We start from the raw sequence: 22,895 nt of genomic DNA, 5'->3' as shown, positions 1-22,895 counted from the left end.
AAACTGCCGGGTTAGCCGGTATACAGGGATATTGTCAGAGAGGCAGCCGCATGCCGGAAAATACCGCAAAACTTTCGACTTTTCGCAGTCGGATCCTGTTTCAGATAGCCGTGCCCCTTATCATCATCATGACCGGGGTCTCAGGCGTTACCGGTTGGTTTAACTACAAGGCCGAAGAAAAGGCCTTTTTTGCCGACCTGGCCGAAAAAGCGGATTTCGCCGCCAAGCGGCTCGAATTCGAACTGACACTGGCCCAGCAGGACACCCAAACCCTTGCCTTTACCCTTGGGCATCTCGATGCAAGGGAGCAGCTGCAACAAGCCCCCTTTCTGTATCAATTGCTCGCCGATCGCCTCGCCCGCAACAGCAATTTTTATGGCTCGGCCGTCGCCTTTGTACCGGGTTTCATGCCCGGTCAGGAACGTTTTGCCCCCTATGTGTTTCGTCAGGACCTGACGATTGCCACCCTGGATATAGGCAAAGAGGCCTATGACTACACCAATGGTCAGTGGGATTGGTGGACCGAAGCCCTCAAGCGTCCAACCGGGTACTGGACGCCACCCTACTATGATGACGGTGCCGGCAATATTCAGATGATCACCTTCTCCCAACCCTTTGGCGATGATGCGCCCCTGGGGGTGGTGACCACGGATCTGGCGCTCTCGAGTCTGCCCATTCGGCTGGGCATAGATCCCAAGAAGCTGTTGGTGCTCGATGCCAATGGCACCCTTATCTATCATCCGGACAATAACCTCGCCCGCAATGCGACCCTGAGTGATTGGCTGACAAATGATGCCGCCAGCGTGCAGGCGGCCAGAAAAGTGCTGGAGGGTGACACCCAGGAAGTCGCCCTGAAAGATCTGAACGGGGTTCAGTATCTTGCCAGCATCGCCAAGGTGTCGCCACTGGCATGGCGGGTATTGGTCATCACGCCACAGACTGAGTTGGTTGAAACTTTCTTGAAGGGGTTCAGTTCCTTAACTCTTAGCCTCCTGCTGCTGGCGCTGATCCTGCTGCTGACCAGCTATTACAGTGCCAAACGCCTGACCGAGCCCCTGGAAGCGCTGGAAACCGGCATTGTGGATTTCAGTAAAGGGCTCATCAAACGGCTGCAAAAACCCGAAGGAGTAGTGCGGGAAATCGCCACCCTCAGCCATAAATTCAACGAGATGGCCGAGGTATTGGAAGAGCGGGAGCAGGCGCTGCTCGACTCCCGCGGCAACCGCTTCGCCACCCTTATCGACGGCATGAGCGATAAGTCCTTTTATTGCTCCATGACCCCCGACGGCAATATAGACCAGGTCAGCGCCGGGGTAGAAAAGGTGCTTGGGATCTCACCCGATGTGCTTAAACGCAAATATCAGCGGCTCTTTTCCAGCAACGCCATCAACGAGCAAAACTGGCAATTTATGGAGATGGCGCTGCGGGGCGAGTCTGTGCCACCCCATCAGGTTGAAATGGCCGGTGCCGATGGCAGAATGCGGCGGCTTGACCTCTTTATGCAGCCGCTGCTGGACGATGAAGGCCAACTGATTTCGGTGGAGATGCTGTTTAACGATGTGACAGAGCAGTTTTCCGCCGCAGCCTGGTCCAATGCGGTGCTCGAGGCAGCGCCCGAGGCCATGTTGATAGTGGATGAGTCGGGACAACTGGTATTCAGCAACAGCCGTTGCCAGGAGCTGTTTGGTTACAGCGGCGAAGAAATGCTGAACCTCAATATCGATGCGCTGATCCCCGAGGATGAGCGCCATGGCCATCAGGGTAAGCGTCAGCTCTTTATCGATGGCGGCAGAGACCGCATTATGGCCAGCGGCAAGCCGCTGCATGCGGTTAAATGTGGCGGTGAGCACTTTCCGGTGCAGATTGGTCTGAGCCTGTTACCCGCCGACAGCCGTGGACAGCGTCAGGTGGCGGCATCCATTCGCGACCTGACGGAGCAATTGGCGGTCGAGCGTCAAATTCGCGAGAGTGAGAGTCGCTTTCGTGGTTTGGTGTCCAATATCCCCGGCGCGGTTTACCGTACCCGCATTAATGGCACCTGGACCATGGAGTATGTCAGCGACAACATCACTGAGCTCACCGGTTATCCCGCCTGGCACTTTATTGAAAACAAAAAGCGCACCTTTGGCTCCCTTATCCTCGAAGAGGACACAGAGCACTGTGACGCCATTATTTCCGGCGCACTTGCCGAGCAGCACGCCTTTGAGGTGGAGTACCGCATTCGCCACCGGGATGGCAGCCTTCGTTGGATACATGAAAAGGGCAAGGCCAGTTACGATGAAGACGGTAACCCGGTGTGGTTTGACGGCAGTCTGAACGACATCACCGAAAGTAAGCTTGCTCAGGAGCGAATTGAACAGTCGCGGGAGCAACTGGAAACCATTACCGAGTCTGTGCCCAGCACTGTGTACCAGCTGGTGTGGCGTTCTGAGCGGGACCGACGCTTTACCTTCCTCTCCAGTGCGGCCATGGCCACCCTGGGGTTCCATCGCAATGAGGTGCTGGATAACTTTGAGCTGGTGGCTGAGCGCATTGTGGAAGAAGACAGGGGCGAGATCATTCAGATGCTTGCCGGTCTTCACGGCATGCAGTGGACCAAGGCCTTCAGATACCATTTCCCTTCCGGCGAGTTGCGTTGGCTGGAGGCGGGCGCCCGGGGCAGCAAGCAGCAGGACGCGCTGGTGTGGAACGGCTATCTGATGGACATCAGCGGCCGTAAACGCATGGAGACTGAGCTTGCCCAGAGCGAGGCTCACTTCAGGGCGCTCTTTGATAACGCCGGTATTGGCATTGTTAACCTCGATGACAGGGGCATTATCAAGGATTGCAACGGCCAGTTTGTCAGTGATTTGGGCATAAGCAGCGACAGCTTGAAGCGCAAGCAACTGGCGGATTTGATGCACCCCGACGACCGAGCGCTTGCTACTGGCTTGTATCAGGCCCTGGCCGACAGTGAGCAGGGCAGTATCAGCGGCGAGTGGCGCATGCTCGATGGCGATGGCGAGCTGATGTGGATGGCGGTCATTGCTTCTGAGCTGGAAGAAGGCGACGGCGGTGAGCGCTCAGTGGTGATGAGTATCGCCAATATCACCCGCCTTAAGCTGCTTTCCGACGAGCTGATGGCCGCCAAGGAAGAGGCCGACGCGGCCAACCAGGCCAAGAGTGATTTCCTTGCCAACATGTCCCACGAAATCCGCACCCCCATGAACGCCATTATCGGCATGTCGCAGCTTTGCCTGCAGACAGAGCTCGACAGAAAGCAGCGCAACTATGTGGAAAAAATCGAGCGGGCGTCCAAGTCGCTGCTCGGTATCATCAACGACATCCTCGATTTCTCGAAAATTGAAGCCGGAAAACTGGATATCGAGGTGGTGCCCTTCCAGCTGGATACTATTCTGGAAGACCTCGGCGACATGTTCTCGGTGAAAGCCGCCGATAATCAGCTGGAGCTGCTGTTTTCTGTTGCCCCTGGCGTGCCAACGCACCTTGAAGGTGACCCGCTTCGCCTCAGCCAGGTGCTGATTAACCTGATGAACAACGCCATTAAATTCACCGAGCGGGGTGAGGTGATGTTGTCCATCAGCGAGCTGGCCCGGGATGAGGATAAGGTGCAGCTCAAGTTTGCCGTGCGCGACAGCGGCATAGGGCTTACCGCCGAGCAGCAGGCCAAGCTGTTTAAGTCCTTCAGTCAGGCCGATACCTCCACCACCCGCAAATACGGCGGCACCGGCCTTGGGCTGGCCATTTGCAAACAGCTGGTGGAATTGATGGGCGGCGAGATTGGGGTCGACAGCCAGTTTGGTAATGGCAGTACCTTCTATTTCACCGTGTCGGTAAAGGTGGCGCAAAACGCCCAGCTGAATGTTGAGCAGGAGCTGGAAGGCATGGCGGTGCTGGTGGTAGACGACAACAGCACCGCCAGAGATATTCTTCGCACCACGCTGCAAAGCATGGGCTTTTCCGTCGACAGTGCCCGCAGTGGCATGGAGGCGTTGGAGAAGTGCGCCCAGCGGGATTATCGCATCGCCCTTGTCGACTGGAAAATGCCCGAGATGGATGGCACTGAAACCGCAGCAAGGATGCGAAAACTCAAGCAGCCACCGCTTATCCTGATGGTTTCTGCCCACGCCAACAGCGAGTTTATCGACAAGGTGGAGGAGTTGGGCATCAATGGCTACATCACCAAGCCCATCAGCGCCTCCCGTTTGTTGGATGGCATCATGTCGGCGCTGGGACGTCAGGGACACAAACCTGTGCGACGTAAGGCGCAGCCCATGGATGCCCAGCAACTGTCCGGACTCAAGGGCAAACGCATCCTGCTGGTGGAAGACAATGAGATGAACCAGGAAGTGGCCAGTGAGTTTTTGGAACAGGTGGGGGTGGTGCTTTCCATCGCCGACAACGGTCAGATAGCGCTGGAAAAACTCGGTCAGCAGAGCTTCGATTTGGTGCTGATGGATTGTCAGATGCCGGTGATGGACGGTTATCAGGCCACCCGGGAGTTGAGGAAGTTGCCCGGATTTGCCGAGCTGCCTGTGATTGCCATGACGGCCAACGCCATGGCGGGCGACAAGGAGATGTGTTTGCTCGCTGGGATGAACGACCATATCGCCAAGCCCATTGAGGTGGGGATCCTCTATCAGACCCTGCTGCAGTATCTCTGCCCTGAAACCAAAGGGCGGGTATCAGCAAACGCGGATACAGACCCAGAGCAAGAGGCGGCATCCCTTACCAGCTGGCCCGAGCATGAGGATTTGGATATCGACCGGGGATTGCAGTTGGTACAAAACTCAGAGCGCCTTTATCGCCGTATTCTTGAGCGCTTCGTCACCAGCCAGGCCCAGGCAGGTAAGAAAATCCGCAAGGCCCTGGCAGCGGGGCAGCAGGAGGATGCCGTTCGTTTGGCCCACACACTCAAAGGCGTGGCGGGTAACCTCAGCGCCGACACCCTGGTTGAGGAAGCACGGCAACTCGAGGCTAGGCTTGCACAGGGAGAGGCCTGTGAAACCGAGCTGGAGGCGGTGGAAACCCGGCTGGTGCCCATAGTGGCTGCCATTGAACGTTGGATGACAGATGGGGTTGAAGAGCCGGCCGCAGAGGCGGGAGAGCAGTTGTCCGCCGATGCCCTCAAAGAGGTGCTCAATACTCTGGTGACACAGCTTGAAGACGCCGATGCGGGGGCGGTGGCAGCCCTTGAGTCGCTATCCGCGCAAGTGGCACCGGGGGTGTGGGCCAGGCTAAAGCCGGTGAGCCAGATGGTGGCGGGCTACCAGTTTGATGATGGCGCCGATTTGGTGCGAGAGCTGATACAGGAACTTGAGACCGACGGCGAATCCGCCTGACTATACTCAATAACAAATCGTTGTGGGCGCTGATTGCCCGGGTAACAGGCTGCCCACAGCAGGAGCGGCAACAAGGGAGGTTGCAATGGAAAAGGCCACAGTGCTGGTGGTGGATGATACCCCGGAGAACATCGATATTCTGGTGGGGATATTGGGGCAGGATTATAAGGTCAAGGTGGCCATTGATGGCCCAAGGGCGTTGGCGCTGGCGCTGAAGTCGCCTCCGGATTTGATTTTGCTGGACGTGATGATGCCCGGGATGAGTGGCTATGAGGTATGCCGCCGTCTTAAGCAGGAACCCATGACGGCCCATATCCCGGTGATTTTCGTTACCGCCCTTGCCGAGGTCGCTGACGAAACCCAGGGCTTTGAGCTGGGGGCCGTGGACTATATCACCAAGCCGGTGAGTGCGCCCATTGTGAAGGTGAGGGTGAAAACCCACCTGGCACTTTACGACCAGAAGAGACTGCTCGAAGAGCAGGTGCGAGAACGGACCAGGGAGCTTGAACAGACCCGCTTTGAGATTATCCGCCGTCTCGGCCGCGCCGCCGAATACAAGGACAACGAAACCGGGTTGCACGTGGTACGCATGAGCCATTATGCGAGATTGCTGGCACGACAGGCCGGGCTGCCTGAACCCTTCTGCGAGCTCCTGTACAATGCAGCGCCCATGCATGATATAGGCAAAATAGGCACCCCCGATGCGGTACTGAAAAAGCCGGCCAAGCTGGATGCCGAAGAGTGGGAAATCATGCAGCAGCACGCCAGCATAGGTGCCGAAATCATTGGCGAACATCCGGATCCGCTGCTGCAGATGTCCCGCCGTATTGCCCTGACTCACCATGAGAAATGGGATGGCTCTGGCTATCCCAATGGCCTCAGTGGCACTGAGATCCCCATCGAAGGGCGTATCGTCGCCATTGCCGATGTGTTCGATGCCCTGACGTCCATCAGACCTTATAAGAAGGCATGGAGTATTGAAGACACCATGGCCTTGCTGGAGTCGGAAGCCGGCAAGCAGTTTGACCCTGAGCTGGTGGAGCACTTCAAGCAGATATTGCCCGAGGTGGTGGCGGTGCGCGATAAACACATGGAAACGGAAGACTAGCCCGGCAGTTGGCAACTGTGATTGCTTACGCTCGGATATCGGGCTTTCAAATAAAAAGAGGCGCACCAGGCGCCTCTTTTTTGTCTGCTTTGCTTGTCCGCTTTGTTCGTCTGGGATGCATATCGGTTACATGCCCGGCGCTGACAAGGACCTGCTTGTGATGAGTTACTCTTCCAACGAGTAGGGCAGGGGCAGCAGGGTGAAGCTGGCCTCGTGGTCGTCGGCGAGACGCAGCACCGCATCGGGCGCTGTGTCATTGGCGAGGACTGCGGTCATCAGTACCTTGCTGCCGCGGCTCACCACCTCAATGATGTTGCCTGCCTTGCGATAGCCACCTTCCACGGCGATTTCCAGGGTGCTTTCGAGGCGAACTGGCGTCTGGCTTTCACCAAAGAGGATGTAGAGCGCGCGCTTGTTGCCGCCACGGTATTTGGTGCGGGCCACGGTTTCCTGCCCCATGTAGCAGCCCTTGTTAAAGCTGATACCGTCGAGGGCCTGCAGATTACACATCTGGGGGATGTACTCGCTGGCATGGCCCGCTGCGATATTGGGGTAGCCGGCACGAATTTCCAATGCTTGCCATACGCCTGCTCCGTAAAGCGGCTGGCCGCTTTTCTCTATCAGGGCACAGGCATTGGCCTTGTCCAGGATCAGAATAAACCGCTCACCGTCTTTAAGCACAGTGCCTTGCTCTGTGCTGTAAACGTCTGCCTCTGACGTGCCAAAATGCTGGGCAACAAAACCGGCTGCCTCTGGACCAGATACACCCAAGAGGGTGAGCTCGCCGTTTACATCCACAAGCTCCACTTTGCTGAATACGGCGTATTTTTTCAGCTGTGCCAGTGAGACTTCCAATGCGCTGCGCGGCTCCAGCATCATCAGGGCGTCGCCCAGTTTAAAGGTGCGGAAGGTTGCCAGCATACGGCCCTTGGGATCGCAGTGGGCGCCCCAGCGCCATTGGCCGGGTTCCAACGCACTGATATCGGCGGTGACCTGGCCATGGATAAAGCTGTTGCCCTGCTCGCCGGTGACAGACACCAGCCCGAGATGATTGAGTAAACTCAGGGTCAATGCCGGGCCTTCGCTGTCCAGCGCCCAGGCGGCCTGTGAGACGGTAAATGTCATTGCCTGTTCCTTGAAATGAACTTGGATAGTCTGGGATTGTAGCGGATCCCAATGGCCGGGTGAATGACCATATCCCTGCCGGACTCGCAAAAATAAAAAGGCGCCCCCCGGGCGCCTTTTTATGGGGCACTGTCAGTGCAGCAAACGGGTTCTGATGGTGCCTTCAATGCCGCGCAGTTGCTCGAGTGCTTCCTCGGCCTGGTGGGTGTCCACTTCCATCACCACGTAACCGATATCGGCGGTGGTTTGCAGATACTGGGCGGAGATGTTGATGCCTTTTTCAGAAAACGCCTGGTTAATCTTGATAAGAATACCGGGGCGGTTTTTGTGAATGTGCAGCAAACGTGAAGTGCCCTTGTGCAGTGGCAGGGATACTTCGGGGAAGTTCACCGCAGACACGGTAGAGCCGTTGTCTGAGTACTTGGCGAGCTTGCCGGCCACTTCGATGCCGATGTTTTCCTGGGCTTCTTCGGTAGAACCACCCACGTGCGGGGTCAGGATAACGTTGTCCAGGCCACGCAGCGGACTTTGGAAGATATCATCGTTGGACTTTGGCTCAACCGGGAACACATCGATGGCGGCGCCGGCAATGTGCTCTTCTTTGAGCGCCGCTGACAAGGCGTCGATGTCAACCACTGTGCCGCGGGAAGCGTTAATCAGGAAGCTGCCCTTTTTCATGGTGGCCAGTTCGGTGTGACCAATCATGTTTTTGGTCTGTGGGGTTTCAGGCACATGCAGGCTCACCACATCGGCGCTGGCCAGCAATTCTTCAAAGGAATGCACCTGCTGAGCGTTGCCCAGCGGCAGCTTGTCTTCGATATCGAAAAACTTCACCCGCATACCCAGGGTTTCGGCCAGAATGCCAAGCTGGGTGCCGATATGACCATAGCCAATTACGCCCAGGGTCTTACCGCGCACTTCCACGCTGCCGTTGGCACTCTTGAGCCAGCCGCCGCGGTGGCAAAGGGCGTTTCGCTGGGGAATACCGCGCATCAGCATGATGATTTCGCCCAGCACCAGCTCAGCCACGGAGCGGGTATTGGAGAAGGGGGCGTTAAATACCGGGATACCGGCGAGCTCGGCAGACTTGAGGTCAACCTGGTTGGTGCCAATACAGAAGCAACCAATGCCGACCAGTTTTTCGGCCTTGCTCAGCACCTCGGCACTCAGTTGGGTGCGGGAGCGAATGCCGACGAAGTGGGCATCTTTGATGGACGCAATCAGCGCCTCATCGGCGAGGGACGCCTTGTGATATTCGATATTGGTGTAGCCCGCCCGCTCAAGTACATCTACCGCAGATTGGTGGACGCCTTCGAGCAGCAGGATCTTGATCTTATCCTTGTCCAGCGAATGTTTCGCCATGGTGTAGATACCCTCTTTCTAATGCCTATAGGTTTTATGTGTCTGCTGACTGTCAATGCCCGCCCAAATTAGCATTTTTTTTACACAGTGTGGAGGGCTGGATGGCTAAAGTGTTTATTCAAAAACCAGAACAATATCACATAAGGTAAATGATACGGCACTAAGCCCGGTCTGTGAGTGGGTGGTTTGGGTTGCGCTGACCTGTGAACAGCAGTGGCGTGTTGGCCGGGTTTGGGATGTCTTGAAGTACTTATTATGGAGTATTTACATTTGTTAATGGTTTTTTGGCGACAAGGCCCACAGGGCTGAAAGCCCCATGGCAGCGGGGAGCGCGTCAGGTCTCGCTTTTACCGTACATTGTTTAATGAGAATCATTCTTTGATTCATACCTACGTCTTATGGTTTTATAAGGCTGAGTCAGCAAAATTGGGGATCCCTGTTCAATAGTCTGGCGTTTTTTTAGCCGCACATGGAAGTTTGAACGACGGCGGTCAACAAGGAGAAAGAGGGTTGAATACGGTAAATGAGTTGATTTTTGTGCACCAATTGGTTGCACCCTGTCATCTGGCCATCCTGGCAGAATCCATAGGGTTAAAAACCCGCATCGTAAAACACGTCGGTGAGCTGGACCTGGATAAGCACCCGCAGGCGTTTTATCTCATCGCCCAGAAAGGCGCGGCGCTGGATAATAAAGGCATTCCGCTGCTGGCCAGCCGACTGACTCCCCACGTGCCCGTCGCCCTTTATCAGGTGGAACGTAATTCTCTGGATCAGGAAGCCGCATTATTGCTTGGGATCCGGGGATTGTTGTTTGCCGATCAGCGCATGGACTTGATGCTGACAGGCCTTCGCAAGATGGTGGCCGACGAACTCTGGTTTGACCGGCCGCTTATCAGCAAGATGTTCCGTCGACTGGTGAATAAACTGGACACCAATTCCGATGTATCACCCGACGCTATGGCGATGCTGCAATCTTTGACCGGCAGGGAGTGCACCATTATCCAGTTGGTTGGCAGTGGTGCCAGAAATAAAGAAATTGCCGATCGCCTGTGCATCAGTGAGCACACCGTGAAGGCGCACATTTCGTCTATTTTTCGCAAGACCCAATCCCGTAACCGGGTAGAGCTGCTGCGCTGGGCCCAGTCTCACCAGAGTCACTTCGCTTTGGTCAGTTAAACAGAATGTCGATGGCGCTGGTCAATGGAGTACCAGCGTTATCAATAGACAAATAAAAAAGGAGCCATCTGGCTCCTTTTTTATTGGGGTGCTGTTATCAGCGTGGCGCGCCGTTCTGGATAACAGTGGCGACGTTTTCGTTACCCACTTGAGTCACGTTGATCACGTTGCTGCTGCCCATTTGAGAGCCGGTTACCAGGTTGTCGTTGCCGCTTTGAGCCACGATGAAGCTGTTGCCTTCGCCGACTACGGCAAATGCACCCTCATCGCCACCTACCCAGTTGCCGTTACCGGTTTGGGTGATTTGTGCCAGGTTTTCATCGCCCTGGATCAGCAGATCCAGTACGTTGAGGTCGCCGGACTGGGTGCCGATGATGTCGGTGTTGCTGTTGCCTTCGATGGTAACAATGGCTTCGTTGTCATTGCCCATTTGAGCGATATCCACCTCGTTGTCATTACCAAATACAAGGCTGTAAGCGAAGTTGGCATCACCTTCCTGAGCGATTTCCAGGCTGTTGTCTTCGCCAAAGGCGCCGGCCAGCAGCTGGTTGCTGTTACCTTCTGAGCTCAGGTTCAGGGTGTTGTCATTGCCCACGGCAACAAACTCGGCATAGTTCAGATCGCCTTCCTGCTCCAGATCCACATCGTTATCGTCGCCTTGAACGATAAACTGAGCACTGTTGGAGAAGCCTTCCTGCTCGATGTCTATCATGTTGTCGCTGCCTTCAATAACAGCTGTCAGTGTGTCACCGATGGCGTTTTCGGTGCCAGACTGGTTGATTTCAACGTCGTTGTTGTCACCGGTGGTGAATTCCAGAACCGCCACGTTGCGATCGCCATCCTGGGTCATGGTCAGATCGTTGTCGCTGCCTTGCAGGGCGTAAACAAAGCCCACGTTGTTGTTCCCAACCTGCTCAATCTCAACTTCGTTGTTGTCACCGGCAACGCCGCGCACACCACCGACGTTGTTGTCACCTTCCTGATAGATGGAGACATCGTTGTTGTTGCCAACGTTGGCAGTGAAGTCCAGTGCAATCAGACCACCCTGGTTGTTGTTGCCCAGCTGAGTGATTTCACCGTCGTTATCGTTGCCCTGTACGCGGAAAACGGCATAGTTGCTGCCGCCATCCTGATCAACCCAGGCACTGTTGTTGTCGCCGGTCAGTTCTACATTGCTTTCGTTCAGCTCGCCAGCCTGCATCACGTCAACGGCGTTACCGTTACCGGCAGTTACCGCGGCACTCTGGTTGAAGAAACCAGTCTGGACCACGTTATCCGTGTTGTTGTCACCGGTTTGGCTTACGCCGGCAATGTGCCAGTCTTCGGCTTGCTCTACAGACACGGTATTCTGATTGCCCTCAGAACCAATGTAGGCTTCGTTCCATACGCCGTCCTGGGTGACTGTGGTGGTGTTTTCATCACCGAGCTGATCAACCCGCGCCAGGTTCAGTACACCTGTTTGTTCCACGGTGGTGTCGTTGGCATAACCGGCTTGGTTCACCTGGATTTCGCTGACATCGCTGGCAAAGGCCTGCGCTGACATGCCGATACCCGCGGTGATGGCTAAAGCCAAGAGTGACTTCTTCGCTTGTGATTTCATGTGACGCTCCCTGTTAGTATTGAGTCACGGCGATAGATGCTCCATCGCCAATTTGTTGAATAGAAAAATTCGCACTGCCCAACTGCTTGAGCTGCACCAGATTGTTGTCGCCTATCTGGGTTATCTCAGCGCTGTTGTGGTTTCCTGCCTGAAACAAATCCACCTCATTGTCAGCGCCCAGCTGACGCACCAGAGCCTGATTTTCAACACCGATTTGGGCGACAATAAGGCTGTTGAAGTCGCCCGACTGGGCAACTATGGCCTCGTTCTGCACCCCCATCTGAAACAGGTCTATGAGGTTGTCCCGTCCGCTGGACTCCAGCAGAGTTTGGAGGGGGACAGAAAGCGACATCTCGTCGCCTACCCCGGGTGTTGGCGTTTCGGCCAGCACGGCAGGGCAGCAAAGCAGGAGGGAAGCGCTTAAAACCAGCGATTTGCAGTAAGACACTCGACACTCCTTTGCGATGCGTAAACTTCCAAAGCCGACGGGTCGGCAAAATTACAGCACCAAGTTAAGGTTCTGAGACCTGAGTCACAATCGGAAGAAAGCCTATTTATACGGGAGGGGACGAATCGCGTCTTTTACTGTGTGGTCTTTTCTAAGCGTTTGATTTATAAGTGTGTAAGTTTATTTCTGGATACATTTCACGGTCGGTATTAGCTACTTCAGCCTAGTAGATAAGTATAAAAACCAATGCCTGGACTGGGCAAATACGCCTGGTTGGGCGAAAGTGATATTGAAATATCTCATCCGGAAACTTGCCGCCGGTAATGACCTTGATGGGATATTTCGGTTCAGTATTTAACTGAGCAGACGCAACAGTAGTTTTACGCGGCCATGATGGCCGCGTTTTTTTATTTGCCTTGGCCAAAGTACATTGCGGATTATTGGGAATGGAGTACTGAATAATATTGGATAAAATATCGGCAATTAATCATTCTTGATTAATTCATTATTCAGTGTTCTGTTGCGTCTCTATTCGCTTTTCAGCGCTTATGATGGCAGAAATAATTCTATTTTATCGGTCTGTTATTATTTGTTTTTTTAATCAGCACGCCGTATTTATTCGTTTTATGGAACTGATGTTTTTAACTAAAGTGTTTAGATATCCATACTTTAGCTTCCATGTTCTGTGACATAACCCCTTCTTTTGGAGTATTAACTCTGGGACAATCTGCCCGCGTTAACGAAAGATAACGTCATTATTATAATTAACGGGGTTGATAATATGGAAAATGTTAAAAAGCTGACAGCCATTGCCGTGGCTGTATCGGCGGCAATGCCATTGCTGGCAAATGCCGATGTGATGATTACCGAATATGTAGAAGGCAGTTCCAACAATAAAGCCATTGAGCTTTACAACAGCGGTGATGCGGCCGTTGATCTGACCGGCTATTCTCTGGTGCGCTATAAAGATGGCGCTACCACGCCCACCAACATGGTCGCCCTCGATGGTCAGAGTCTGGCCGCCAAAGGCATCAAGGTCATCACTCATCCCAGTGCTGTCATTACCCTGCCAGCGGGCACAGACACCATGACCGGCGATCTCTACTTTAACGGCACCGATGCGGTAGCCCTGATGAAAGACGGCGCCATTGTGGATGTAGTGGGTGCCATTCCCACCCCAAAAGACTGGGGTCTTAACGTCACTATCGCCCGTAAGACCAACGCGCTGGCCGCGGCGACTGTGTATAACGAAGCCGACTGGGAAACCTCAGCCATCGACAACTTCTCAGGCCTTGGCAGCCTCGAGGGTGCAACAGCACCCGAAGTGCCAGCCTTCAGCTGCGCCGGCGCTACGCTGATCCCGATTTATGACATTCAGGGCAGCGGCGATAAGAGCCCACTGGTGCCGGAAGGCAAATTTGAATCCGATACAGAAGTGACCCTGCGTGGCGTGGTGTCTGCCCGCGGTGAGAGTCTGTTCAAGGGTTTCTACCTGCAGGATGTGCAGGGTGATAATTCCCCTCTGACCTCCGATGGTATTTTTGTGTTCCTCGGCGAAGCAGCCCCTGAAGCGATTCAGCCAGGGGTGGAAGTCTGTGTGCAGGGTAAGGTGAAGGAATACTTCGGCCTGACCCAAATCGACATCAAAGCCGACAAGAAGTTTGAAGTGGGCGCCAAGGGCGATGTGCCAGGCGCCGTACCCTTTGCCGTGACCGAAGGCGAGACCCTGGAGCAGGCGCTGGAACGCTTCGAAGGCATGAAAGTGGTGCTGGATGTCGGCAGCGAGATGAAAGTCAGCCGTACTTTCAGCTACGACTATGCCGGTCGTCGCAACAACCTGATGCTGTCCCACAAGGCGCCGCTGATGAAGCCCACCCAGGTGCATCCAGCGCTGAGTGAAGAAGCCATTGCCCTGGAGATGCAAAACCGTGGCAATGAGCTGTTTGTGGAGTCTGACTTCAAGGCTGCCGACGGCGTAGTGCCATTCCTGCCTGACTTTAACGCCGAAACCGGTTATATCCGCGTGGGCGATGAGCTCAAGGGCCTCGAAGGCATGGTGAGCTACAGCTACAACGAATACCGTTTGGTGACCACCAACACCCTGACCCCGGCCGATATTGTTCGCGGTAATGATCGCACCGACGCCCCGGTTGTAGCCGAGCAAGGCGATATCCGTGTGGCCAGCTTTAACGTGCTCAACTTCTTCAACGATGTGGTGGGCGGCGATGCCAACCCAACCGGTTCTAACCGTGGCGCCCTGACCGAAGAAGAAATGCTGCTGCAGCGCACCAAGATTGTGAGTGCCATCACGGCCATGAACGCCGACATCGTGGGCCTGATGGAAATTGCCAACAACGGCTTTGGTGAGAAGAGTGCCATTCAGAACCTGCTGGACGCCCTGAACGCCGAGCAAACGGCCGACAACGCCTACAGCTTTGTGGAAATTGCCGATGCCGACAAGACTGATGGCAAGTATTTCGGCAATGATGCCATCACCGTGGGCATGCTGTACCGCACCGCCAAGGTGAGCCCTGAAGGTGCGGCTTTTGTGATTGAAACCCCTGAGCAGCATGCGCCGGAAGGCGTGGCCAGCCGTGACAACAAGGGCGTGGTCGAAACCAGCCCTGCGCAGGACAAGTATCAGCGTCACAGCCTGGGTCAAACCTTCAAGGTAAAAGATGAAAACCTGACTGTGGTGGTAAACCACCTCAAGTCCAAGGGTTCAGGCTGCCTGGAAGATTGGATCAATTTCGATGAAAGCCGCGATCCCGCCGATCTGCAGGGCAAGTGTAATGCGTTCCGCGTATCGGCTGCCAAGGTGATTGGTGAAGCCGTGAAAGACATCGAAGGCGATGTGCTGGTGATTGGCGACCTGAACGCTTACGGCATGGAAGATCCTGTGCGTGTACTGACCGATTACGATGCCTCCACCTCCAACCGTGAAGTGAAAACCGCTTCTTACACCACGCTCGCCGGCCAGAGCTACGAGCAAGAGGGCAGCGTGATTGAGAAGGGCTATGGCCTGATTAACCTGAATACTCAGGTACATGGCGCCGATACCTACTCTTACAGCTACAACGGTGAACTGGGTAACCTCGACCATGCCCTGGGTAACGACAGCCTGGCCAAGCGGGTAGTGGATATCGAGGACTGGCACATCAACTCGGTGGAATCCAACCTGTTCGAATACGGTAAGAAGTTTACCGGCAGCCTGGAAAAATCCGAAAATGCCTTCTCGGCATCAGACCACGACCCTGTGATTGTGGCCCTGAGCTATCCCGATAAAGTGGAAGAGAAAAAGGATGACGGTGGTGCCATGGGCGGACTGCTGCTGGCATTGGCAACCCTGATTGGTCTTGGCCGTCGCCGTACTTATTAATTTAAGTAACTCGCCAGAGGGGATGCATGCATCCCCTTTTTTTATTGTGCTTTCAAGTGGTTTTGTTTCGGCTCAGGCCGCTGGGCATTGGTTTACCTGCATGGCCGTGGCAAGTACACTGGCGCAATCACAGACAATGGGAGAAGTGAATGAGTATCTGGTTTCGCCCCGTCACCCTGGACGATTGCGCCAAAATGGATGAGGGCATGCATGGCCGTGGCACCCTGATGAAGACCCTCGGGATCCAAATCAGCGAAATCGGCGACGATTATATGAAGGCGACTATGCCTGCCACACCGGCGGTACATAATCCCCTTGGCATAGTGCATGGTGGCGCCAATGTGGTTTTGGCCGAAACCGTGGCGAGCTACGCCGCCAACTTTGTAGTGGATTTTGAGAAATACTATTGCGTGGGCCAGGAGATTAACGCCAATCACCTGCGTGCAGCCCGCAATGGCACACTCACGGCCACTGCCAGGCCAGTGCATCTGGGTAAGCGCAGTTCAGTATGGGAAATTCTGATACACAACGGTGCAGGGGAATTGACCTGCATTTCGCGGATGACCGCGGCAGTTGTAGAACGCTGAACTAAAATATAGGCATCATAAACAGTTGCAGAGGAGTTGCGATGGAGACGGCAACGATTTGGGAATGGGTGGGCTATCTCGCCTCGGTGGTGGTGGCCATTTCATTGATGATGGCCAACATCAAAAAACTGCGTTGGTGGAATCTGGTGGGGGCGGCGCTGTTCGTGGCCTATGGTTTGGCCATCGATGCTTACCCGGTGGCGCTGGTTAACTTTTTCATCGTACTGATAGATGCTTACTATCTGGTGAAGCTCTATCGGGAGCCTGAACCCAACAGCTGATCCTGATGTCATGATAGAAACGCGGCCCTGGCCGCGTTTTTTATTGGGGTGGGAATCATTCATCGAAATGTCAGATTGTAATCATCTGATTTAATCGTTTTATCTGTTTTGTCGATTACCGTAGTCTTTGCTCATCGACTGGGTCGTTAAGTTTAAGGAGCCATTATGGCCACCATTTTTGACCTGATAGAGGCCTGGTGTGCCGGGCCCGCAACCAAATCAACGGATAAATAAGAGGAAACACAGATGAGTCATTACATCACCAGCCAAAACGGCGCCCCCATCGCCGATGACCAGAATTCCCTGACCGCCGGCAGCCGTGGCCCAGTGCTGTTGCAAGACTGGCAACTGATTGAAAAGCTGGCTCACTTTAACCGCGAGCGTATCCCTGAGCGTGTGGTACACGCCAAGGGCACCGGCGCTTACGGCACCTTCACCCTGACCCGCGACTTATCTGAGTACACCATTGCCGACCACTTTATCGGCGAGGGCAAGGTCACCGAAACCTTCGTACGTTTCTCCACCGTGGGCGGTGAAATGGGCTCTGCCGATGCCGAGCGCGACCCCCGTGGCTTTGCGGTACGCTTTTACACCAAGCGCGGCAACCACGATGTGGTGGGCAACAACACCCCAACCTTCTTCCTGCGTGATGGTATCAAGTTCCCGGACTTCATCCATACCCAGAAGCGTAACCCCCAGACCAACCTGAAAGACCCTCAGGCCATGTGGGATTTCTGGTCACTGAACCCTGAAGCGCTGCATCAGGTGACAGTGCTGATGTCTGACCGCGGTATCCCGGCAAACTATCGTCAGATGCACGGGTATGGCTCTCACACCTTCAGCCTGTGGAATGCCAAAGGTGAGCGCTTCTGGGTGAAGTTCCACTTCAAGTCCCAGCAGGGTGTGGTGAACCTGACCAACGAGCAGGCCGATAAGCTCAAAGGCATAGATCCGGACTCTTCCCAGCGGGATCTGATGGTGGCCATCATGGATGGTCATTTCCCCCGCTGGACTGTGAACGTGCAAATCATGCCGGAAGCCGATGCCAACACCTACCACATCGACCCGTTCGACTTGACCAAGGTATGGCCGCACAAGGACTACCCGCTGATTGAGATTGGGGTACTGGAGCTTAACCGCATGCCGCAAAACTACTTTGCCGAAGTAGAGCAGGCGGCGCTGGCCCCCAGTAACCTGGTGCCCGGTGTTGGCGCCTCACCTGACAAGATGCTGCAGGCCCGTTTGTTTGCCTATGCCGACGCCCAGCGCTATCGCATTGGTGCCAACTACAACCAGTTGCCGGTGAACTGCCCACACGCCACTGTGGCCAACCATCACCAGCGTGGCGGCGCCATGGCCGGGACTCAGTGCCCCTATCATGGTGACAATGGCCATCAAAGCCAGACCGGTGGCGATGCCAGCGCCAACTATGGCCCAAGCACAGTGACAGGTGCGCTGAATGATGCCAGCCACTTTGCTGAGCCGCCACTGCGCCTCGAAGGTGAAGCCGCCCGTTACAGCCGCTACGGTAAGGACGACTACACCCAGGCCGGTAACCTGTACCGTCTGTTCAGTGAAGGTGAGAAGAATCGCCTCGCCGAGACCATCGCGTCGACCCTGCGCCAGGTAACAGAAGAGGTGCAGCAGCGTATGCTGGCCCACTTCGATAAGGCGGATGCCGACTACGGTCAGCGTATTCGCGCCGCGCTCTGAGCCGATTTGAGTTAATCGCCTGAGTTGAAAAAAGGGAAGCAATGGCTTCCCTTTTTCTTTTATGCAGATGCTTGTTAGCTTTTTTAGTGTCAGAGCAGGGGGCAACCGCCCATTAGTGCCACAGCAGGGTGGCAATACCCATGATGGCAAACAGTACCGCAGTGCCTCTGTGTATCCAGGTCATCGGCAGTTTGTCGGCACTGAAATGCCCCGCAATCACCACAGGCACATTGGCGAGCAGCATACCCACTGTGGTGCCCATGACGACCATCCACAGATCATCGTAGCGGGCCGACAGCACCACGGTTGCCACCTGGGTTTTATCACCGATTTCGGCAATGAAAAAGAGCACCAGGGTCGCGATGAAGGGGCCAAAACGGTAGAGGCTGCTTTCTTCGGCTTCTACTTTGTCCGGCACCAATACCCACAGGGCAATGGCGAAGAAGCTCAGTGCCACCAGATATCGCGCGGTATCCGGGCTGACAAAGTCTGTTGCCCATTGGCCAAGCCAGGCGGCGGCAAAATGGTTGGCTATGGTGGCAATAAAAATACCGAGGATGATGGCGGTTTTGTTTTTGAATCTGGCGGCGAGCAGCAGTGCCAGCAGTTGGGTCTTGTCGCCGATTTCGGCGATGGCCACGGTTAAGGTGGAGGCGGTGAAGGCTTCTAACATGGTTGCGTTCCTGGGGTGGCTGACCGACAAGCACGATAAACCCGCCACCCCATAGTCATAGTTGTGGCTTATCGCGCTCAGGTCTTGCCGGGCAAACTGGCGTTTGCTGTAAGCACCATGGCATGTGGCCAAGTGTGTTGATGCTTACCCCTGAGCCAGGCTCAGGTTGGCTACTCCCCCGAAAGTGAGGCAGGCATTATAACAGCACAATGCATCCGGGCAAGGGGCTGCAAGACACAATTGTTACTGCGCGGTAGCAGTTTCGCGCGCTTTTGCTGCCATGCTGCACACTGAGAGGCGGTGCCCTTGCCGAGCCTGTGTGGCTCTGTTAATGTCGGCTGCAGTCGTTTTTTTATGAAAGCCTGTTAATCCCCTTAGCGGGTGCGTCCTCTCAAGGCGATGGCCTTTCGGCAGTTCTAAAAATTGGCTCATACCTATAACTACAAATGATTTATCAGACTTGAACAGGACAGTTCCGTGAATTTGAAAACACTTGGCTCTATTGCCATTGTGGCGGGTACCGCCATTGGGGCCGGCATGTTGGCGTTGCCGCTGGCGACAGCCGCCCTTGGGGTAATCCCCGCGCTGTTATTGCTGCTGATCGTGTGGGCCATATCGGCATATACCTCCCTCCTGATGCTCGAAATTAACCTGCGCAGTGGTGTGGGAGACAATGTGCACGCCATTACCGGCAAGACACTGGGCAAAAAAGGCCAGCTTATCCAGGGCGCCTCTTTCCTGAGTTTGTTGTACGCCCTGACTGCCGCCTATCTCACCGGCGGCTCCTCCTTGCTGGTACACCGCATGGAGTCGGTGTTTTCCATCAATCTCGACGGTCAGCTGGCGGTACTGATTTTTACCCTGGTGCTGGGCAGCGTGGCCGCACTGGGCGTGAGCTGGGTGGATAAGCTCTCCCGCTTACTGTTCAGCTTGATGGTGGTGCTGCTGGTGCTGGTGGTGGGCTTCCTGTTACCTGAAATCCGCCCTTCGGTCATTGCCGCCGATGCCTTTGAAAAGGTCTCGGCCAATGCCTGGATGGCGGCCATCCCCGTGGTTTTTACCTCCTTTGGTTTCCACGTATGTATCGCGACCCTGGTACGCTACCTCGATGGCGATGCGGTTAACCTGCGCAAGGTGCTGCTGATTGGCTCGACCATCCCACTGGTGTGTTACATCCTGTGGCTGCTGGTGACCCTGGGCACCGTCGGCGGCGATGAAATAGCCACCTTTAACGGCGCCCTGCCAAAGCTTATCAGCGCCCTTCAGGAGCTGGCGGCGCATCCTGTGGTGGGCCAGAGCATAGCTGTATTTGCTGACTTGGCACTGGTGACCTCCTTCCTTGGGGTAACCATGAGTCTGTTTGATTTTCTGGCCGAAATGACCCGCTCCAAGGGCGGTATCGGTGGTCGTTTGCAGACCTGGGTTATCACCTTTTTACCACCCCTGCTGTGTGCGCTCTTTGTGCCCGAAGGCTTTGTGGCCGTGCTGGGCTTTGCCGCCATTCCGCTGGTGTTTATGATAATTTTCCTGCCCATTGCCATGGCGCTGAATCAGCGTGCCCAGTACCGGGATGGCTATCAGGTAAGTGGCGGCAAGCTGGCCTTGTCGCTGATTGGTGTTGCCGGGGTAGCCATCATTGCTGCCCAGCTGTGGGTGGCACTGTAAAAAGCCTTTTGTAACGGAAGTTTGCCAAGGCTGTGACAGCTTGTAACCCTGTGATAAAGTCGGGTCTTCGCGCCCGGCTTTTTTGTATCCGCCTTTTGGGGTGATTGATGTTTTAAACCAAACATCAATGACTCGATTAAATGGCTAATTGGGCACGGCAATGCGCTCGACATCATCACAATAAACAATGGAATAACACAATGAAAAAATGGTTACTGACTGCCGCCATCGCGGCCGCCTTCGGTGCCCAGGCAGATGAAGGTATGTGGCAGCCACATCAGCTTCCTGCACTGGCCAAGACGTTGAAAGCCAAGGGATTGGAAATTGACCCTGAGTCCATCTCCAAACTGACCGAATTCCCGATGAATGCCGTTATCAGCCTGGGCGGCTGTACCGCATCATTCGTTTCTCCCAAAGGCTTGGTGGTCACCAACCATCACTGTGCCTATGGCTCTATCCAGTACAATTCCACCGCCGAAAAGAATCTGCTGGCGGATGGTTTCCTGGCCAAGAGCTTCGATGAAGAGCTGCCTGCCGCCCCGGGTTCACGTGTTTACGTGACCGAGTCTGTGACCAATGTGACCGCACAGATCAACGAAGGTCTTGATTCCCTCAAGGGTGATGCCTTCTACAAGGGCGTTGAAGCCAAAGAAAAAGCCCTGGTTGCCGAGTGTGAAAAAGAAGACGGCTACCGCTGTAACGTATACAGCTTCCACGGCGGTCTCGAGTATTACCTCATCAAGCAGATGGAAATCCGCGACGTGCGTCTGGTGCATAACCCAGCAGGCAGCGTGGGTAAGTACGGCGGTGATATCGACAACTGGATGTGGCCACGTCATACCGGTGACTACTCTTTCTACCGCGCCTACGTGGGTAAAGATGGCAAGCCGGCCGATTTCTCCAAGGACAACGTGCCTTACGAGCCCAAGAGCTTCCTGAAAGTCTCTGCCAAGGGTCTGAAGGATGGCGATTTTGTGATGGTGACCGGCTATCCGGGCCGCACCAACCGCTACCGCACCGCCTCTGAAGTCGAAAACCAGTTCACCTGGAACTACCCGGCCAGCCGCGAGCTGCGCGAACAGATCATCGACATCATCAAAACCAGCGCGCCTGAAGGCAGCGATGCCCGTATCAAGTACGAAAGCACCCTGGCAAGCCTGGCCAACTACGCCAAAAACTTCGCCTCCATGATCGAGTTTTACGGTAAGTCCACCATGCTGGAAGACCGCAAGGCTCGTGAAGCTGAGCTTGCCAACTGGATCAAGGCCGATGCCAAGCGTCAGGCCAAGTATGGTCAAACCCTGGCTGACCTCGAGCGTCTGGTTACCGAAGGTAACAAGACCCAGGAGCTGGATCTGATCCTCGGTTACATGAGTTACTCCACCCCTATGAGCACTGCGGCGCGCCTGTATCGTCTGGCCCATGAAAAGCAGCTGCCGGACATGGAGCGTGAGCCAGGCTTCCAGGACCGCGATATGACCCGCTTTACCGCCGGTCTTGAGCGTATTGACCGTCGTTACGATGCCAGTGTCGACAAGGTTGTGCTGTTTGAGATGCTCAAGCGCTACGCCGCCCTGCCTGCTGACAAGCGCCGCGGCGACATCGATGCCTTCTTCGGTATTGGCAAAAAGTTTGACGAGAAGAAGCTCAAGAAGCAGCTCGACAAGATGTACGACAAAACCGAAATCGGTAACAAAGACGTGCGTATGGCCTGGATGGACAAGTCAGTTGATGACTTCAAAGCCAGCAAAGACCCATTCATTCAGCTGGCTGTTGCCACCTTCGACACCTCCATGGCCCGTGAAAAGGCCCAGAAGGAGCTGGGTGGTGAGCTGATGAAGGTGCGTCCTGCCTATATGGAAGCCATCATCGCCTACAACAACGAGCTGGGTAAGCCGGTTTATGCCGATGCCAACTCAAGCCTGCGTGTGACCTACGGCAACGTGAAGGGTTACTCACCAAAAGATGGCCTCTATGCCGTGCCATTTACCCGTCTTGAAGGTATCACCCAGAAAGACACAGGCGTTGACCCGTTCGATGCCCCCAAGAAGCAGCTGGAGCTGATTGAAGCCAAGCAGTACGGTGATTTCTACGTGAAAGACATCGACTCTGTACCGGTTAACTTCCTGTCCACCGTGGACACCACAGGTGGCAACTCAGGTTCGCCAACCCTGAACGGCCGCGCCGAACTGGTGGGTCTGCTGTTTGATGGCGTGTACGAGAGCATCATCGGTGACTGGAACTACGACGACAACATCAACCGCTCCATCCACGTCGACAGCCGTTATATGCTGTGGGTGATGAAGTACCTCGACAATGCAGACAACCTGTTGGCCGAGATGGAAATCGTTGAATAACAGTCTGTGACTGAATACAAACGGGGCCAGATGGCCCCGTTTTTTTATGCTGCAACATCCTTATTCAGCTTTCGTCCAG

Annotated in this window: 14 protein-coding genes and 1 riboswitch; of the genes, 9 read left to right on the top strand and 5 right to left on the bottom strand. The window is 54.9% G+C overall.

Features of this window, described 5'->3' with window-relative positions; translation table 11 throughout:
* Positions 1 to 50: 50 nt before the first annotated feature.
* Complete coding sequence (locus K0H63_RS16185) at positions 51 to 5,342, top strand: PAS domain S-box protein (protein WP_220065572.1); 5,292 nt, start codon at positions 51 to 53, stop codon at positions 5,340 to 5,342.
* Positions 5,343 to 5,427: 85 nt separating this feature from the next.
* Entirely contained in the window at positions 5,428 to 6,450 is a 1,023-nt protein-coding gene (locus K0H63_RS16180; protein ID WP_220065571.1) for a response regulator, read from the top strand.
* A 165-nt stretch (positions 6,451 to 6,615) separates the two neighbouring features.
* On the opposite strand, the gene ygfZ is transcribed toward K0H63_RS16180, so the two are convergent.
* Both ygfZ and serA read right to left on the bottom strand, forming a co-directional pair.
* Complete coding sequence (gene ygfZ, locus K0H63_RS16175; RefSeq protein ID WP_220065570.1) at positions 6,616 to 7,575, bottom strand: tRNA-modifying protein YgfZ; 960 nt, start codon at positions 7,573 to 7,575, stop codon at positions 6,616 to 6,618.
* A 132-nt stretch (positions 7,576 to 7,707) separates the two neighbouring features.
* On the bottom strand, positions 7,708 to 8,937 hold the full coding sequence (serA, locus tag K0H63_RS16170) for a phosphoglycerate dehydrogenase (protein ID WP_220065569.1): 1,230 nt from the start codon (positions 8,935 to 8,937) through the stop codon (positions 7,708 to 7,710).
* A 510-nt stretch (positions 8,938 to 9,447) separates the two neighbouring features.
* Between serA and K0H63_RS16165 the strand changes: the two genes are divergently transcribed.
* The gene (locus tag K0H63_RS16165; protein ID WP_220065568.1) at positions 9,448 to 10,113 is read left to right on the top strand and encodes a helix-turn-helix transcriptional regulator; all 666 of its coding nucleotides are present in this window, start codon (positions 9,448 to 9,450) and stop codon (positions 10,111 to 10,113) included.
* Positions 10,114 to 10,210: 97 nt separating this feature from the next.
* On the opposite strand, the gene K0H63_RS16160 is transcribed toward K0H63_RS16165, so the two are convergent.
* Positions 10,211 to 11,713 carry a curlin gene (locus K0H63_RS16160; protein ID WP_220065567.1) on the bottom strand — a complete coding sequence of 501 codons (1,503 nt, stop codon included), beginning with the start codon at positions 11,711 to 11,713 and terminating at the stop codon, positions 10,211 to 10,213.
* Positions 11,714 to 11,726: 13 nt separating this feature from the next.
* A complete protein-coding gene (locus tag K0H63_RS16155) occupies positions 11,727 to 12,161 on the bottom strand; it encodes a curlin (RefSeq protein WP_220065566.1) in 435 nt (144 codons plus the stop codon).
* A gap of 781 nt (positions 12,162 to 12,942) precedes the next feature.
* Between K0H63_RS16155 and exeM the strand changes: the two genes are divergently transcribed.
* From exeM to katB, 4 genes are all read left to right on the top strand, one after another.
* The gene (gene exeM, locus K0H63_RS16150) at positions 12,943 to 15,540 is read left to right on the top strand and encodes an extracellular exonuclease ExeM (RefSeq protein ID WP_220065565.1); all 2,598 of its coding nucleotides are present in this window, start codon (positions 12,943 to 12,945) and stop codon (positions 15,538 to 15,540) included.
* Positions 15,541 to 15,689: 149 nt separating this feature from the next.
* Positions 15,690 to 16,127: a PaaI family thioesterase gene (locus tag K0H63_RS16145; protein ID WP_220065564.1), complete on the top strand. Its 438-nt coding sequence runs from the start codon at positions 15,690 to 15,692 to the stop codon at positions 16,125 to 16,127.
* Positions 16,128 to 16,168: 41 nt separating this feature from the next.
* Entirely contained in the window at positions 16,169 to 16,408 is a 240-nt protein-coding gene (locus K0H63_RS16140) for a YgjV family protein (RefSeq protein WP_220065563.1), read from the top strand.
* A gap of 246 nt (positions 16,409 to 16,654) precedes the next feature.
* The gene (katB, locus tag K0H63_RS16135) at positions 16,655 to 18,121 is read left to right on the top strand and encodes a catalase KatB (RefSeq protein ID WP_220065562.1); all 1,467 of its coding nucleotides are present in this window, start codon (positions 16,655 to 16,657) and stop codon (positions 18,119 to 18,121) included.
* A gap of 112 nt (positions 18,122 to 18,233) precedes the next feature.
* On the opposite strand, the gene K0H63_RS16130 is transcribed toward katB, so the two are convergent.
* Positions 18,234 to 18,794 (bottom strand): TMEM165/GDT1 family protein, encoded by a 561-nt coding sequence (locus tag K0H63_RS16130; RefSeq protein ID WP_220065561.1) that lies wholly within the window; start codon positions 18,792 to 18,794, stop codon positions 18,234 to 18,236.
* An 89-nt stretch (positions 18,795 to 18,883) separates the two neighbouring features.
* Positions 18,884 to 18,973: riboswitch (yybP-ykoY riboswitch) on the bottom strand.
* 298 nt (positions 18,974 to 19,271) lie between these two features.
* On the opposite strand from K0H63_RS16130, the gene K0H63_RS16125 reads away from it, so the two are divergent.
* Complete coding sequence (locus K0H63_RS16125; protein WP_220065560.1) at positions 19,272 to 20,459, top strand: amino acid permease; 1,188 nt, start codon at positions 19,272 to 19,274, stop codon at positions 20,457 to 20,459.
* Positions 20,460 to 20,659: 200 nt separating this feature from the next.
* The gene (locus tag K0H63_RS16120; protein ID WP_220065559.1) at positions 20,660 to 22,816 is read left to right on the top strand and encodes a S46 family peptidase; all 2,157 of its coding nucleotides are present in this window, start codon (positions 20,660 to 20,662) and stop codon (positions 22,814 to 22,816) included.
* Positions 22,817 to 22,895: the final 79 nt, after the last annotated feature.

It is taken from the genome of Shewanella zhangzhouensis (assembly GCF_019457615.1).
Taxonomy (GTDB): Bacteria; Pseudomonadota; Gammaproteobacteria; order Enterobacterales; family Shewanellaceae; genus Shewanella; species Shewanella zhangzhouensis.
Note: the sequence above shows the minus strand (reverse complement) of the source record. Positions and strands in the feature narration are given on the sequence as shown.

Bases quoted from the DNA above. Each gene is read 5' to 3' on its own strand.
- K0H63_RS16140 (WP_220065563.1), top strand. From the start codon at position 16,169: ATGGAGACGGCAACGATTTGGGAATGGGTGGGCTATCTCGCCTCGGTG.
- katB (WP_220065562.1), top strand. From the start codon at position 16,655: ATGAGTCATTACATCACCAGCCAAAACGGCGCCCCCATCGCCGATGAC.
- K0H63_RS16120 (WP_220065559.1), top strand. From the start codon at position 20,660: ATGAAAAAATGGTTACTGACTGCCGCCATCGCGGCCGCCTTCGGTGCC.
- K0H63_RS16180 (WP_220065571.1), top strand. From the start codon at position 5,428: ATGGAAAAGGCCACAGTGCTGGTGGTGGATGATACCCCGGAGAACATC.
- serA (WP_220065569.1), bottom strand. From the start codon at position 8,937: ATGGCGAAACATTCGCTGGACAAGGATAAGATCAAGATCCTGCTGCTC.
- K0H63_RS16160 (WP_220065567.1), bottom strand. From the start codon at position 11,713: ATGAAATCACAAGCGAAGAAGTCACTCTTGGCTTTAGCCATCACCGCG.
- ygfZ (WP_220065570.1), bottom strand. From the start codon at position 7,575: ATGACATTTACCGTCTCACAGGCCGCCTGGGCGCTGGACAGCGAAGGC.
- exeM (WP_220065565.1), top strand. From the start codon at position 12,943: ATGGAAAATGTTAAAAAGCTGACAGCCATTGCCGTGGCTGTATCGGCG.
- K0H63_RS16185 (WP_220065572.1), top strand. From the start codon at position 51: ATGCCGGAAAATACCGCAAAACTTTCGACTTTTCGCAGTCGGATCCTG.
- K0H63_RS16130 (WP_220065561.1), bottom strand. From the start codon at position 18,794: ATGTTAGAAGCCTTCACCGCCTCCACCTTAACCGTGGCCATCGCCGAA.
- K0H63_RS16145 (WP_220065564.1), top strand. From the start codon at position 15,690: ATGAGTATCTGGTTTCGCCCCGTCACCCTGGACGATTGCGCCAAAATG.